General features: G+C 40.1%; 12 protein-coding genes. 10 read left to right on the forward strand and 2 right to left on the reverse strand.

Annotation, left to right across the window (positions count from 1 at the left end; genetic code table 11):
• The first annotated feature begins 348 nt into the window (after positions 1–348).
• From FLL46_RS01740 to FLL46_RS01770, 7 genes are all read left to right on the forward strand, one after another.
• On the forward strand, positions 349–1,122 hold the full coding sequence (locus tag FLL46_RS01740; RefSeq protein ID WP_142891693.1) for a BPSS1780 family membrane protein: 774 nt from the start codon (positions 349–351) through the stop codon (positions 1,120–1,122).
• A gap of 245 nt (positions 1,123–1,367) precedes the next feature.
• The gene (gene efpL, locus FLL46_RS01745; RefSeq protein WP_142891694.1) at positions 1,368–1,937 is read left to right on the forward strand and encodes an elongation factor P-like protein EfpL; all 570 of its coding nucleotides are present in this window, start codon (positions 1,368–1,370) and stop codon (positions 1,935–1,937) included.
• 3 nt (positions 1,938–1,940) lie between these two features.
• On the forward strand, positions 1,941–3,296 hold the full coding sequence (gene pssA / locus FLL46_RS01750; protein WP_142891695.1) for a CDP-diacylglycerol--serine O-phosphatidyltransferase: 1,356 nt from the start codon (positions 1,941–1,943) through the stop codon (positions 3,294–3,296).
• Between the two features lie 417 nt (positions 3,297–3,713).
• Positions 3,714–6,014 carry a DUF6351 family protein gene (locus tag FLL46_RS01755; protein ID WP_142891696.1) on the forward strand — a complete coding sequence of 767 codons (2,301 nt, stop codon included), beginning with the start codon at positions 3,714–3,716 and terminating at the stop codon, positions 6,012–6,014.
• 178 nt (positions 6,015–6,192) lie between these two features.
• Positions 6,193–6,639 (forward strand): hypothetical protein, encoded by a 447-nt coding sequence (locus FLL46_RS01760; protein WP_142891697.1) that lies wholly within the window; start codon positions 6,193–6,195, stop codon positions 6,637–6,639.
• Positions 6,640–6,772: 133 nt separating this feature from the next.
• The gene (locus tag FLL46_RS01765; RefSeq protein WP_142891698.1) at positions 6,773–7,318 is read left to right on the forward strand and encodes a cytochrome b; all 546 of its coding nucleotides are present in this window, start codon (positions 6,773–6,775) and stop codon (positions 7,316–7,318) included.
• A gap of 50 nt (positions 7,319–7,368) precedes the next feature.
• Positions 7,369–8,397 (forward strand): AI-2E family transporter, encoded by a 1,029-nt coding sequence (locus FLL46_RS01770; RefSeq protein WP_142891699.1) that lies wholly within the window; start codon positions 7,369–7,371, stop codon positions 8,395–8,397.
• A gap of 122 nt (positions 8,398–8,519) precedes the next feature.
• Here FLL46_RS01770 and FLL46_RS01775 read toward each other — a convergent pair whose 3' ends face one another.
• Positions 8,520–9,470 carry a hypothetical protein gene (locus FLL46_RS01775; protein WP_142891700.1) on the reverse strand — a complete coding sequence of 317 codons (951 nt, stop codon included), beginning with the start codon at positions 9,468–9,470 and terminating at the stop codon, positions 8,520–8,522.
• 20 nt (positions 9,471–9,490) lie between these two features.
• Complete coding sequence (locus FLL46_RS01780) at positions 9,491–9,820, reverse strand: PadR family transcriptional regulator (RefSeq protein ID WP_142891701.1); 330 nt, start codon at positions 9,818–9,820, stop codon at positions 9,491–9,493.
• Between the two features lie 288 nt (positions 9,821–10,108).
• Between FLL46_RS01780 and FLL46_RS01785 the strand changes: the two genes are divergently transcribed.
• The 3 genes from FLL46_RS01785 to FLL46_RS01800 all read left to right on the forward strand — a co-directional run bounded on the left by FLL46_RS01785 (position 10,109) and on the right by FLL46_RS01800 (position 12,772).
• Positions 10,109–10,423, forward strand: coding sequence for a PGPGW domain-containing protein (locus FLL46_RS01785; RefSeq protein ID WP_142891702.1), 315 nt, complete (start codon positions 10,109–10,111; stop codon positions 10,421–10,423).
• 664 nt (positions 10,424–11,087) lie between these two features.
• Positions 11,088–12,230 carry a phosphatidate phosphatase App1 family protein gene (locus FLL46_RS01795; RefSeq protein WP_142891704.1) on the forward strand — a complete coding sequence of 381 codons (1,143 nt, stop codon included), beginning with the start codon at positions 11,088–11,090 and terminating at the stop codon, positions 12,228–12,230.
• Between the two features lie 86 nt (positions 12,231–12,316).
• On the forward strand, positions 12,317–12,772 hold the full coding sequence (locus FLL46_RS01800) for a GNAT family N-acetyltransferase (RefSeq protein WP_142891705.1): 456 nt from the start codon (positions 12,317–12,319) through the stop codon (positions 12,770–12,772).
• Positions 12,773–12,853: the final 81 nt, after the last annotated feature.

Genomic DNA, 12,853 nt, shown 5'->3' on the forward strand with positions numbered 1-12,853 from the left:
TATCGCCTGCAAAGTTAGTGATTAGATGCACATGCGTAAAATTTAGAACGGAGATCAATCGTTTTCCCTAAGCTCAGGTTAGTCACAAGATTGACAATCTCCGAAATCGGGTGTCGAGTGTTTAATTGTCTGGGGCAAATAAACTAGTAGCAGATAGGTCTGGAGCCAATGGTTCTGGAGGTAATAGTTCTGGAGGTAATAGTTCTGGAGGTAATAGTTCTGGAGGTAATAGTTCTAGAGTAGACGGACCGAAAGAAGTAGATAAAGCTGAACGAAAACTCAGCAGCAATGTAAGGGGTAATACCGGAACGACTCGACTGTTAACAATAAAAGCAAGGGAGAAAGAATATGTCAGAAAATCCATATCAAACACCAGACGCCGACATAGAGCAGCCAGGTGCAAAAGGCGCTTTTCGGCTTGTCGGGCCTAGAGGGGTATCCGTTGGTAATGGCTGGAGCTGGATCTCCGGCGGTTTTGATTTTTTTAAGAAAAGTTGGTTGAACTGGATACTTACTATCATTGTCTGGTTTATCTTGATGCTTGTTGCGAATTTTGTGCCGATAATCGGGCAAATTTTTGTCATGCTGACGACCTATGTCTGGATCGCGGGATATATGGCTGGTTGCCGAGCGCAAGATGAAGGGAAACCTTTTGAAATAAGCTATTTGTTTGCGGGATTTTCACACAACACCGGGAAGTTGATATTGTTATCGGTAGCGATGGCAGTGATTTCTGTAATCGTAATGCTAATCGTTATGGGGCCAATCGCTTTGTCATTGGTCATGGGGGATGATGCAGCCGCTAGTCAAAGTATTGAAACCGATCCTTTGGGCTTTTTGCTACCCTTCTTATTTGTCATGTTATTGATGATCCCATTGGCGATGGCAATCTGGTTTGCTCCTGCGCTTATCATTCTCAACAATTTATCGATTCCTGAGGCATTAAAAATGAGCTTCATGGGCTGCTTAAAAAATATTGTGCCTTTTTTGATTTACGGAATCATCGCGCTTATTCTCTACATCCTCGCGGTCATCCCGATAGGTCTTGGGTTACTTGTGTTAGGTCCAACCATGATCGCTTCAATTTATGTTTCCTATAAAGATATTTTTATTGAAGATTGATTGAAGTCTAAGGGACTAATTTGAAAGAGGCTGGTCGAAAAGCGGCAAGCCTCTTTTTATTGGCTTTTTTTGTGATGGCTGAAGGCGAACGCCTCATTTCGCATACCTTCAAATAGCTGGAAGCCGCGCAGGCTCTTGGTCTTCCGGTTATCTTAACTATCACTTGAATTCGTACTCGTCGAAGAGATATGATAGCCTCCAATTTTGAAAAATAGCTTATAAATTAACGATAGAAAAGAGAAACGATGCCTAGAGCGAGTGAATTAAAACGCGGTATGGCCGTGGAATACAACGGTAAGTTATTGTTAGTTAAACATATCGATGTCCATAGTCCCAGTGCGCGGGGAGCGGCGACACTCTACAAGACCCGCTTCGCCGACATTACCACTGGTGGTAAAGTCGAGCACACATTTAAAGGTGACGACGTGCTCTCGCAGGTTGAACTGAGCCGTCATGCCGTGAGTTTTTCATACAATGATGGCGATGATTATATTTTCATGGATAATGAAGATTACAGCCAATTTACCTTTAAGCGCGCAGATATAGAAGATGAGCTATTGTTTATTAATGAATCTATTGAAGGTTTGGTGGTGCTGACAGTTGACGGTAGTACCGTTGGGCTAGAGCTACCCCAGTCTGTTGAAATGGAAATATCAGAGACAGATCCTTCGATTAAAGGGGCATCAGCATCGGCGAGAACTAAACCTGCACGTTTTCCGACAGGATTGACCATTCAGGTTCCAGAGTACATTTCTAATGGCGAGAAAGTTAAGATTAATGTTGCCGACAAGAAATTTATGGGAAGAGCAGAGTAACTAATGCAATTCCCTGGAAAAGGAGCGTCGTTTATTAACACTCTAAGTTCGATATCAACAGAAGCGGAAAATATCAGCATAATCGAAACGACTTTACAGTTTCGAGAAAAGCTTCTCGGTTTGATCAAAGACGCTCAACAGCGGATTTATATGACCGCACTTTATTTGCAAGATGATGCATCTGGTCAGGAAGTGCTGAGTGCAATCTATGAGGCTAAGCAGGCTAACCCGAAGTTAGATGTGAAAATATTTGTCGACTTTTCTCGCGCCCAGCGAGGGTTGATGGGGCAGCCGGAAAGCATCGGTAATGTTCGCTTGTATCGAGAATATGCCGGAAAGTTTGAACATCAGATTGATATACTGGGTGTGCCGGTTAAAAGTAAAGAAATGTTGGGCGTACTCCATTTAAAAGGATTTGTTTTTGATGATACATTGCTTTACAGCGGTGCGAGTTTAAATGATATTTATTTGCAACAAAACTCGCGCTATCGTTATGATCGATATCATGTGATTAAAGATAAGAAACTGACCGACAGCATGGTGAGTTTTATGCAGCGATATCTGGCTACATCCTCTGCTGTAAAATCGCTAACAGAACCAACAGCACTTAGCAAAAAGCAACTTAAACCGTTAATTCGACAGTTTAAGAAGAGTCTCCGAGTTGGTAATTACCAATTCACCCCTGATCTTAATCCACTAGAAAAAGAAGATGTAGCGATAACGCCGTTGTTGGGATTTGGCGGGCGTAGAAATCCGTTGAATATGACCATTTACGACATGGTTAAGAATACGCGAGACAAAATCATTATTTTTACACCTTACTTTAACTTCCCCAATAAAGTGAGCAAGGCCATTCGGCGGATCCTGAAAAATGGGAAAAAAGTTAACATTGTGGTGGGTGATAAAGTTGCGAATGATTTTTATATTCCTGAAGATCAAGCGTTTAATCGGATAGGAATAGTTCCCTACATTTACGAAACTAATTTGAGAAAGTTTGTAAAGCGAAACCAAAAGTTTGTAGATACTGGCTTGCTGAATATTCATTTGTGGTTACACGATGATAACAGTTTTCATTTAAAAGGAATGAGCTGTGACGATAGCTGCCATTTAATTACTGGCCATAATATTAATCCACGTGCATGGTCACTTGATCTGGAGAATGGAATTCTAATTCAAGATCCAAACCAGCAACTTAAAGAAAAATTTCAACATGAGTACCAGCAGATCTTAACGCATACCAATCGTATTGATCATTTTGAGCAAATTCAAACGATTAATGACTATCCTGATGCCGCTTGTAAATTGATGAAAAATGTAAAGCGTGCCAAATTGGATAGTATTTTAAATCGGCTGTTGTAAAAAATAATCTTGAAAAGTCACTTCTGGCAAGCTGGCTTTTCATGATGATGCTTGTCTTGATGGTACTTGTTTTATTTGATTTGTTCTCCCATTTTATCGGTAATTATCACAGTAATAATAAAAGTTTTGCTTCTGCAAAAATTCATTTCTAGAATTCGCTTCAATTCACTAATTTAACTTTTTGAAATAAAACGTAGAAAAAATCTTTTCTCGATTAGCCAGCAAAATTATCTCTGATCTAATATACTTAAAGTATGCGGCAGCGATCGGCAATTGAAAAAGCTGATCAATCAATGCGAGATAGAATATTAGATTAAAATAAGATATTTTTAACAATTCACTGGGACGGCAAAGAGATTTTTGATGGTTCTTTGAAGGCTACCTGCGGAGGTAGGTTTCTAATTCAAGGAGTATTCTATGAGTTGGAAGCTGTTGTTACTCATTCCAGTGTTGTTAATTGTTTTTTTGTTTTCCAATATTTTTTATCAGTACTACCGATACGAACACAAATACGATCATCTTCCCAAAGTTCAAAAAACGCCGGGCGAAGAGTTTTCTCGTGAATTAATTAAGGCTTACAAAGGACCGCATCCTTCCGTTTTAATGCGGCCTATTGATCCAACTCCAGACTTAATTAAGTTAGGTCAAGTAGGTCCGGTGCAATCCCTGTTTTCAGGTCCGCCACAGTATCCTTTCCTTTGTAATACCGAAGAGTCAAACCTGGGTCAACCTCTGGTTGATAACTACGACGGTATTGGCATGCCTGTTTATATCGAGCGAGAGTCCGGCGAAAAAACCAATCATATTTTGGGCTATAGCAAAGATTGTTCTATTCCAACGAGAGCTATTTATTATTATCAAAGTAACAAAGATGATCGTTTTTACCCTTTAACAGCCTCAACCAGCGACATAAACTTGATTGATGTTGGTGGGAAAAATATTCCATTTATTGTGCGAGTTGAAAGTGGCACTATCAATCGTTTTATTTATACGATTGCAGTACTAAAAGGTGCTAAGGGAAGCTTAAGCCGGCCCGACTCAGAACATTGGAATCGGCGTTTAATTTATCAATTTCGTGGTGGCGTGGGTGTTGGTCACAAACAAGGAAAAGGAAAACCGATTCGTTTACTGGAGCGGCGGGTCGATGAACTTAAGCAAGGATATGCTGTTATTTTTTCGACAGGCAATCAAACCGCCAATCATTTTAATATCTGGCTTGCCGAAGATACTGCTTTAAGAGTCAAACGGCAGTTTAATGCACTGTATGGAAAAGAAGACTATACCGTTGGTGTTGGTGGCTCCGGCGGCGCTATTCAGCAGTATTTAATTTCTCAAAATAACCCTTCACTACTTGATGCAGCAATCGCACTTTACTCGTACCCAGATATGATTACTCAAACGACTTATGTGTTTGATTGTGAGCTGCTGGAATATTACTTTGATGTGACCGACAGAAATAATAAGAAGTGGCAAACCTGGGAGAATAGACGTTTTGTGGCCGGCTTAAATGCAAAAAGCGGGGTGAGAAATAAGACTTCTATCCTGAATGATTTGTCGCTTTTTCTGAAAGGAAATCTACCATCATATAATGGAGGACTAACGGAATGCTCCAACGGTTGGCGAGGAATTACTGCGCTGGTTAACAACCCAACATATATCCATTTTTATCAACGGTTTTCTCCGCAAGTATTATCTCAAACCCACTGGTCGCACTGGGAAGATTTGAAGTTTTTTTACGGTGTTAACGAGCACGGATACGCTGCACAAACTTTCGATAATGTTGGCGTTCAATACGGGCTTTCCGCGTTATTGCAGAAGCAAATCTCTGAGGAAGAATTTCTAAATATAAACGCGAATATTGGCGGGTGGAAGTCGGCCATAGAAATGTCGCCGGAGCGTTTTGGTGGGATTGGTGGTGATTCATTAAGCGCTGGGATTTCAGTGTGGGGAGAGCAGAATATGTCAACCAGCGAGTCGAGCGAACAAGTTGTTGCAGCTCGAACAGAGGGAAGCCTGGAAGCAATGAAAGCCGCTTATCGATCAGGCCATGTATTTCTTGGAACGACAAAAATTCCCGTGATCGATTTAAGACATTACTTGGATGATGAGTTAGATATGCACCATGCTTCAGCTTCATTTTCCACCAGAAAGCGAATGCTAAAAGCGAAAGGGCATGCGAATAATCAGCTAATCTGGATGACCCGAAAACCCCACAATCCTTTGCCCGACGCGTTAGATATGATTGATAAATGGTTAGTGGAATTCAAACGGATCTCAATTAGTGAAAGAGAAAATGATTACGAAAAAATGATCTCGGCCAGTCGGCCGACAGATGCCTTTGATCGTTGTTATTCTGCACATGGTGAAGTTTTGGCCCAAGGGGCAAATGTCTGGGATGGTATGTGGAACGGAAAATTCGACGGGGATTGTATGACCGCTTATCCCATTTATTCTGAGTCGCGAAGTGTCGCAGGAGCTGATCTGGCAGGTGATACTTTTAAGTGCGAATTACAAAGTGTGACCGATGCGATTCGTAAAGGGTTGTATGGTTCGATCAATATGGAAAATTATCAAGAACAATTAGAGACAATATTTCCTGAAGGTGTTTGTGATTACTCCAAACCTGATAGAGGTTTTCCCGATGAATTATTTATCGCTGAGCCAGGTGAAATGATGAAAAGTCCACACGAATTTTCTACTCATCGCGCCAGCAAATAATCCATTGTCTCAAACTTCTTTTTGAGACACTTGGCTGTTAATTGAGCCATATGTTTCTTGTTAATTAAAATTGGATTAATCGTTGCTTCAATTTAACGATAAAAATATACTCAAGTTCGTTTTATTTCTCTTTGTTTATCGTTAACTTGATAAGCCAATATTACTAACAGGAAAAATAATGAGCTTGTATGAAAAGTTGGATTGGGTTGCTGATAGTTACAGTCCGATTTTGTTAGTCATAGCCATTAGCGTCATAGTGCATGTTTTTCGTACGCAAGGGCGTCACCAAGGTAGCTTGAGAGTTGCGCAATTGTTTTTACTGTTGGCTTTGGTTTACTTGCTCCAATTCATCGATAATCGTTGGATGATCTGGCACTCGTTTGGGTTAGATTACAGCACTCATACTGCTTTTGCCCTGGCAATTGTGGTTTTTACCTGGTTTGATGGCAGAAAATTAAGAATAGGGATACTTATTTCCTTTATTGCGTATCTGTTACTCATGCTTTATCAGCAATATCATACTGTGGCTGACATGGTGACAACCATTTTAGTATTGACGCCGCTAATGTATCTTATTTCCAGGCTTTTGATACGAGTAATTCCTACTTCGAAGTTAGCAACTTAGCCTTTTCAGGCTCATTCAATATTGGGCTAAAGGATAATCTTGTCGTTGTCCATGGTGTAATAGTCGCGGATCACCCGTTCTTATGTTATAAAAAAGAACAGTAACAAAAAGAAAAATTAAAGGTGGGGTTGATATGTCACTAAGAAATACCGAAAGTCACTACGGAAAGCTCACAATTATCATGCACTGGTTGATGGCCGCGATGATAATTGGAATGATTGTGGTGGGATTTGTGATGGATAATATGGAAGATGGCGATCTTAAATGGAAAATATACGCGCTGCACAAAGCTACCGGAGTTATTTTGCTAATTTTGGCATTATTTCGTTGGTACTGGACACTTTCAAATAAAAAACTACAACCGCTGGAATCTTATAGCCAGCTAGATATTAAGTTGGCTCATGCGGGCAAGTGGTTTTTAATGTTGCTAATTTTACTAATGCCTGTTTCGGGATTGATCATGTCAATCGCAGCCGGAAAATCAGTGAATATGTTCGGCTTGTTTACCATTCCTGGTCTCGACGAGAAAAATCATCAAATTGCCGGTTTGTTTCATAGCGTTCATGAAATAGCTGCCTGGATCATTTCAGCAGTGGTTGGTTTGCATATATTGTTTGCATTCAAGCATCATTGGCTGAGTAAAGATGCGACGTTAACGCGAATGCTCGGTAAGAATTAACGCCATCTGCTTTCTACAGATAAAATGTTTTAATCTAAAAGGATAAAAGAATGACGAATCCCGTGTCGGTTGAACGTCAAACGCCTCTACTATTAACTTTAGCGGCATTAGTGATTGTGATTGCTGGGTTAAAAGTTGCTGCGCCGCTTATTGCGCAGTTTTTGATGGCGCTATTTATCGCGGTCGTGAGTACGCCATCTATCCGTTGGTTAGTGAGTAAAAAAGTACCGCAAAGCATCGCCATTATTGCAGTGCTACTGGCCATACTTTTGTTTGTCTCGCTCATTGTTTACCTGGTTGGTGACTCGGTTCAGTCTTTTAATGAAAACAGGGAAGTTTATGCCTCAAAGCTGCAGTCTCAGCTGAGTGCGCTTACTGCCTGGATGGTGTCTGTCGGACTTCCTGCTGAGGGAATTGAGATCGCCTCGATTATCGAGAAAACAGACATTATGGCGTTAGTGACCAGAGTGATTGGTGGACTCGGCGTTATTTTCTCTGACTTTTTCGTGATATTTTTATCGGTCATTTTTATCCTTAGCGAAATCACCAGTTTTCCGAGTAAATTTGCCCGAGCATTTTCCAATAGCCAGGATAAAATGGTTCACGTTAACCACGTACTTGGGAAAATTAGACACTACCTGGCGATAAAAACGGCTGCAAGTATAGGAACAGGCATATTAATCTCGATTTTGATGGTGATTATTGGTGTTGATTATCCGTTCCTGTGGGGCATGCTTGCATTTCTGCTGAACTATATTCCAAACATCGGCTCGATTATTGCGGCAATTCCTGCGTTAATGTTGGCGCTTGTTCAATTAGGGCCTGCTGCAGTTTTATGGACTGCTATTAGTTTTTTTGCAGTGAACAATCTGGTTGGTAATTACCTGGAGCCTAAATTTATGGGTAAGATGTTAGGGCTCTCGACTTTTGTGGTCTTCTTATCGTTGATTTTCTGGGGATGGATATTTGGATCCGTGGGAATGTTTCTTTCAGTTCCATTGACCATGACCATTAAGATAGCGCTGGAAACCAATGATAAAACCCGTTGGTTAGCGATTATGCTTGGGCCGGAAGAGTAGGTTTTTTATTCGGATATTAACCTGTTCCCAAGAGAAATTGTTTCTCTATTAGTGAAATGAGTGTTTCGCAGTTCTAAATACCGCTCTTCAAACCAGCGAAACACCCATTCATCGAAGTTTAACTATCTGTTCAGCATTTTTCTGAAGTTTGAATAAGTGTCCCAAACCACGATAGTTGCAATGATTCCCATAGTAACCAATACAACATTTTCAAGTATCCTCGCTGAATCTTCCAATTGAATACTGTCGTCAGACGGGTTGGTAAAGATGACATATTGTTCAAACCCTGCGATCTGGACGAGTACCACCAAAGTTGCGAGGTTTAGCGCCATATTAGTCGCCAGAGTAAATTTATTCCAGCCCGCAATTACTAACTTGTGGAAGTTGATGGCAAGGCTTAACCCAAAGATAATGTTAACGCTCCAGAATACCGCCGCCCACTCAGGACTGAGCGATACAGTCGCTGTTATGGACTCTTCAGTTACCGCTGAAGGCCATGTTAATAGATCATTCCACCAGGACAAAAACAGAACTTCAACAATCATTTCGAATAATGTTTCCATACGACTGATCGAGATTCTTGAATATGTATGTTTTAAGTTCTTTGGGGACCAGGCATATATTTCATCCAGGCTGGTTTCGTTTTGTTGCAAGAAATAAAAAATAATTGTAATGATAGCGAAAACATAAAGCCCTGTATGAACCACCTCAGCAAATAAAGAAATTGCACTGCCGATCAGGTTGTCCGCTGTGAATACCCAGGGCATAGAGGTGATTACCGATATCCCAAGAACGATGGCTAGTGCAATCTCAACGGTTTTTTTGTAGGCCGGAAAATATTCATGGCCGACTAACTGCTGATTAGGCAAGTAGGCTGAAGCGACTCGCATCGGATGGCCAATTTTTCTGAGCAGTTGCTCTTGTTCCTGTTCATTGAGCTCGCGTCCCAATTCTGCCTGCTGATCCTCAATTTGCCCGTAAATTGACGACTCAAGCTCTTCTCTAACTTCTGTTTTCAGCTCGTCGGGAAGATAGCTTTCCAGATTGCTCAGGTAATTGTTGATCATTTTCATGTTGTACTCCGCTTGCTTTTTCATTGCAAAATATTATTCAGGGTAGACTCGACTTGTTGCCAGTCTTTGGTTAACTTCTCCAGCGTTTTTTCGCCGATTTCAGATAGTCGGTAAAACCGCTTTTTCCGATTGCCTTCTTCGCGCCACTCACTGGTCAGTAAGGCCTGTTTTTCCAATCTTCGAATCAGTGGATAAAGCGTGCCTTCGTCAATTTCTAACCCTTTGGTCATTAAGTTTTTTCTGAGCGAGTAGCCATAGTGCTCTTCACGTAGCTCCGCTAAAACGGCCAAAATAAGAACGCCGCGTCGAAGTTCAAGTTTCAGTTTTTGATAATGTTCACTATCGGTCATTTGGATAATCCGGTAATCGTTATAGCGAGGAATAATCGCTTTTTACTGTGCGTCACATAGTATGTGTTTTATACTGTATGGCAAATAGTATGTGTGATCAAGTAGTAATTTTAATTTACCGCTAGTTTTGGCGGAGTAAATCATAAAAAATTTATTAAAAAGTTATTAATTACAAAGAGTTAGAACAGTATCTATTAAGTTGTATAAATTCTTTGTTACATTTATACAAACTCAATAACGTGTTTGGACGATAAAATAGCTCTACGCAGGCCACATGGAGAATAACAATTGAGACGAAGCAATCGACGTGTCGAAGCTTTTAAACAAAGAGTAAAGCAATCATTTGCGGAGGTTTTTGATAACCCGGTTGGTCGACCAGCGAAGAAGGCCATTATTACGGTAGTTGGAGTATTCGTCACGCTATTAGGGCTATTGCTGATTATTTTGCCAGGACCGGCATTTTTACTGATTCCGATTGGTCTAGGGATTTTAGCAATAGAGTATCCATCTGCTCGAAAGTGGTTAAGAAAGTTTCAGCACTGGCTGACAGTTTCTGCGAAAAAAGCCGACGCTTATTTCGCAAATCGTAAAGCGAAATACTAGCGTTATAGGACAAGAAAGATTTCGAGCTTTGATCAATATTGGTTAATGACTCACAAACAAAAATAAGACAAACAGTTTCAGAAATGTGACTTACCTGATGCCGGTATTTATACCGGCTTTTTTTTGCGTTCAATTTGACTCACTTAAGCAAAACTTGGATTAATAGCAGGTAAACTCAACGCTGTTAACATGAAATAATGAAGGCTGAGTTTCGTTGAAACAAATACTATATACTCAAATGATGCTCAAAACCCAAGAGTTCGTATCATTGATTAAAATAGCTGCACCGGATGCTTTAAATGGACAAGTTAAGTGTTGTCTGCTTATTTGTTGTTTGCCCCCGATACCGTTAAGCACTAGTATTACTATGCTTAGCGACTTAATAATTGACTAATGGAAGTCTCGACATATGGGAATGAGTTTATTTATTTTACTAGCGGTGGTTATTTGGTTACTGCCTTTTATTCTCGTTTTAACTTCGAACAGGACTTCAGGATCAGAAAAAGTTGCCTGGTTGTTAGGGATTGTTTTTATTTCCTGGTTTGTCTGGATTTTCTATTTGCTATTGGCTCCTTTGAAGCCGAAACAGCAACGATATTAGTGCTATTTCCTCACTACTGACTATCTTAAACTCTAACTCAACTTCATGAAAATGAGGCATTGAATGATTAGACTGTTTTTAATTTCTTTAATACTGATTTTTGCTTGGGTGCCGCTTAAATGCCTCGCAGAGGAGGACAGCACTGCGTCAGAACAGGCTGAAAAAAGAGTCACCTTCTATACAACATATGGTTATCAGTCCAATGAGCGCTGGAAAATTCCCGTCAGGCTTTGGGTGAGTGAAGATTTAGATTTTTTTCGTAAACTTACCTTAAAGACAGCACGTAAAATAATACAACATAAAGCTAAACTCGAAGATTTGACCGAACAGCAAAAACGGCTTTTTAAGTCACGTGCCCGAGATTTTTTAAGAGATAGCGAATCTGGTGAGGTCATTAAGATTCAATTTGATAATGACCCTGATAAACAGGTATTTGTGATCGAAAGTATCACGAATGAGCCGGAAACTGATTTTAACGGAACAATCACGGGATTGCTTGAGCTACCCTATAAAAAAGCAAATCAATTATCGAAAGCTCAAAACTCTCAAAATGGCTGGTTAAGTTTCCATGCTGTCTCATCAGATCATTTTGGAGTTGGACGAGTTCGTTTGGTCGAGCCTGAAGGGGTATCGGTGATTTCAGACATTGATGACACAGTAAAAGTCACTCAAATTCCTCTGGGTAATCCTGTTGTTTTACACAATACTTTTTTTAAACCGTTTAAGGCGGCGAAAGGAATGGCGAATAAGTATAGAAGTTTTGACGAAACCACAGCTTTTCACTATGTATCGGGCGCTCCCTGGCAATTATATGGACCCATTGAAGATTTTCTATTTAGTGATAAAGAAGGTTTTCCTCATGGGAGTTTTCATATGAAAAATGTCAGAACTAACTTGTTCGAGTCAGAAACTTATCAGGATATTGGTAAATTAATTGCAGGTGGGGCGACACAACGTCAAAAACTCGAGCAGATAAGCCAGATAATAGCGCATTTCCCGCAGCGAAAGTTTATTTTAATCGGCGACTCGGGTGAGCACGACCCAGAAATTTTTGCGGAAATAAAACAGTTGTATCCAAAACAAGTTAAGGAAATTAGAATCAGAGATGTGGTAAATGATCAGCGATGTAATTCAAAGCGTTTGCAGGGGATGGTTGTTATTCCTACTGAAGAAAAGAGTAATAGTTGTTCGCAGATGTTGAAATGAATTGGAAGTTTCTAAATAAAATGACCAGGCTAATTGACTCGAAATAAAAGAATTAAAGTTAAAATTTTGAAGAGCGAAGAAAGGAAATGAGTTTAATAGAAATAAAACAAATTAATCCGAAAGACGCGGAAAACCTTATCAGGGAGCTTGATGAGTATCAAAGTAAATTATATCCACCTGAAAGCTGTCATCTTGACTCAATTGAAACTTTGCAACAAGACAATGTTAAATTTCTTGGCGCTGTTGAGTCCACGCAAATAATCGCAATCGGTTCAGTTAAAATTCTTAAAGGATATGGAGAAATAAAGAGAGTTTACGTGCCGCCGCTTCATCGTGGCAAAGGGCTGGCTAAGCAAATTCTAGTTAACCTGGAGTCTATTTTAGTTGAAAATGAGGTTTACATTTCCCGGTTAGAAACTGGACCTTACTCTCAAGATGCTATCGGCTTATACAAGAAGTTAGGCTATGCTGAGTGCGGGGCGTTTGGTGACTATCATGATGACCCGCTGAGTACATTTATGGAGAAGAAATTGAGTCGTTAGAATTAAATCGTTGGGCATTCGATTATTTTCAGAATATTAGCCAAGTGACGAAATAATTGTTATGGAAATAAAAAAGCCTTC

The sequence above is a fragment of the Aliikangiella coralliicola genome (assembly GCF_007004725.1).
GTDB lineage: Bacteria > Pseudomonadota > Gammaproteobacteria > Enterobacterales > Kangiellaceae > Aliikangiella > Aliikangiella coralliicola.

Excerpts from the sequence above, each read along its gene's own strand:
- FLL46_RS01765 (WP_142891698.1), top strand. The coding sequence starts at position 6,773 with ATGTCACTAAGAAATACCGAAAGTCACTACGGAAAGCTCACAATTATC.
- FLL46_RS01795 (WP_142891704.1), top strand. The coding sequence starts at position 11,088 with ATGATTAGACTGTTTTTAATTTCTTTAATACTGATTTTTGCTTGGGTG.
- efpL (WP_142891694.1), top strand. The coding sequence starts at position 1,368 with ATGCCTAGAGCGAGTGAATTAAAACGCGGTATGGCCGTGGAATACAAC.
- FLL46_RS01760 (WP_142891697.1), top strand. The coding sequence starts at position 6,193 with ATGAGCTTGTATGAAAAGTTGGATTGGGTTGCTGATAGTTACAGTCCG.
- FLL46_RS01775 (WP_142891700.1), bottom strand. The coding sequence starts at position 9,470 with ATGAAAATGATCAACAATTACCTGAGCAATCTGGAAAGCTATCTTCCC.
- pssA (WP_142891695.1), top strand. The coding sequence starts at position 1,941 with ATGCAATTCCCTGGAAAAGGAGCGTCGTTTATTAACACTCTAAGTTCG.
- FLL46_RS01740 (WP_142891693.1), top strand. The coding sequence starts at position 349 with ATGTCAGAAAATCCATATCAAACACCAGACGCCGACATAGAGCAGCCA.
- FLL46_RS01780 (WP_142891701.1), bottom strand. The coding sequence starts at position 9,820 with ATGACCGATAGTGAACATTATCAAAAACTGAAACTTGAACTTCGACGC.
- FLL46_RS01755 (WP_142891696.1), top strand. The coding sequence starts at position 3,714 with ATGAGTTGGAAGCTGTTGTTACTCATTCCAGTGTTGTTAATTGTTTTT.
- FLL46_RS01770 (WP_142891699.1), top strand. The coding sequence starts at position 7,369 with ATGACGAATCCCGTGTCGGTTGAACGTCAAACGCCTCTACTATTAACT.
- FLL46_RS01800 (WP_142891705.1), top strand. The coding sequence starts at position 12,317 with ATGAGTTTAATAGAAATAAAACAAATTAATCCGAAAGACGCGGAAAAC.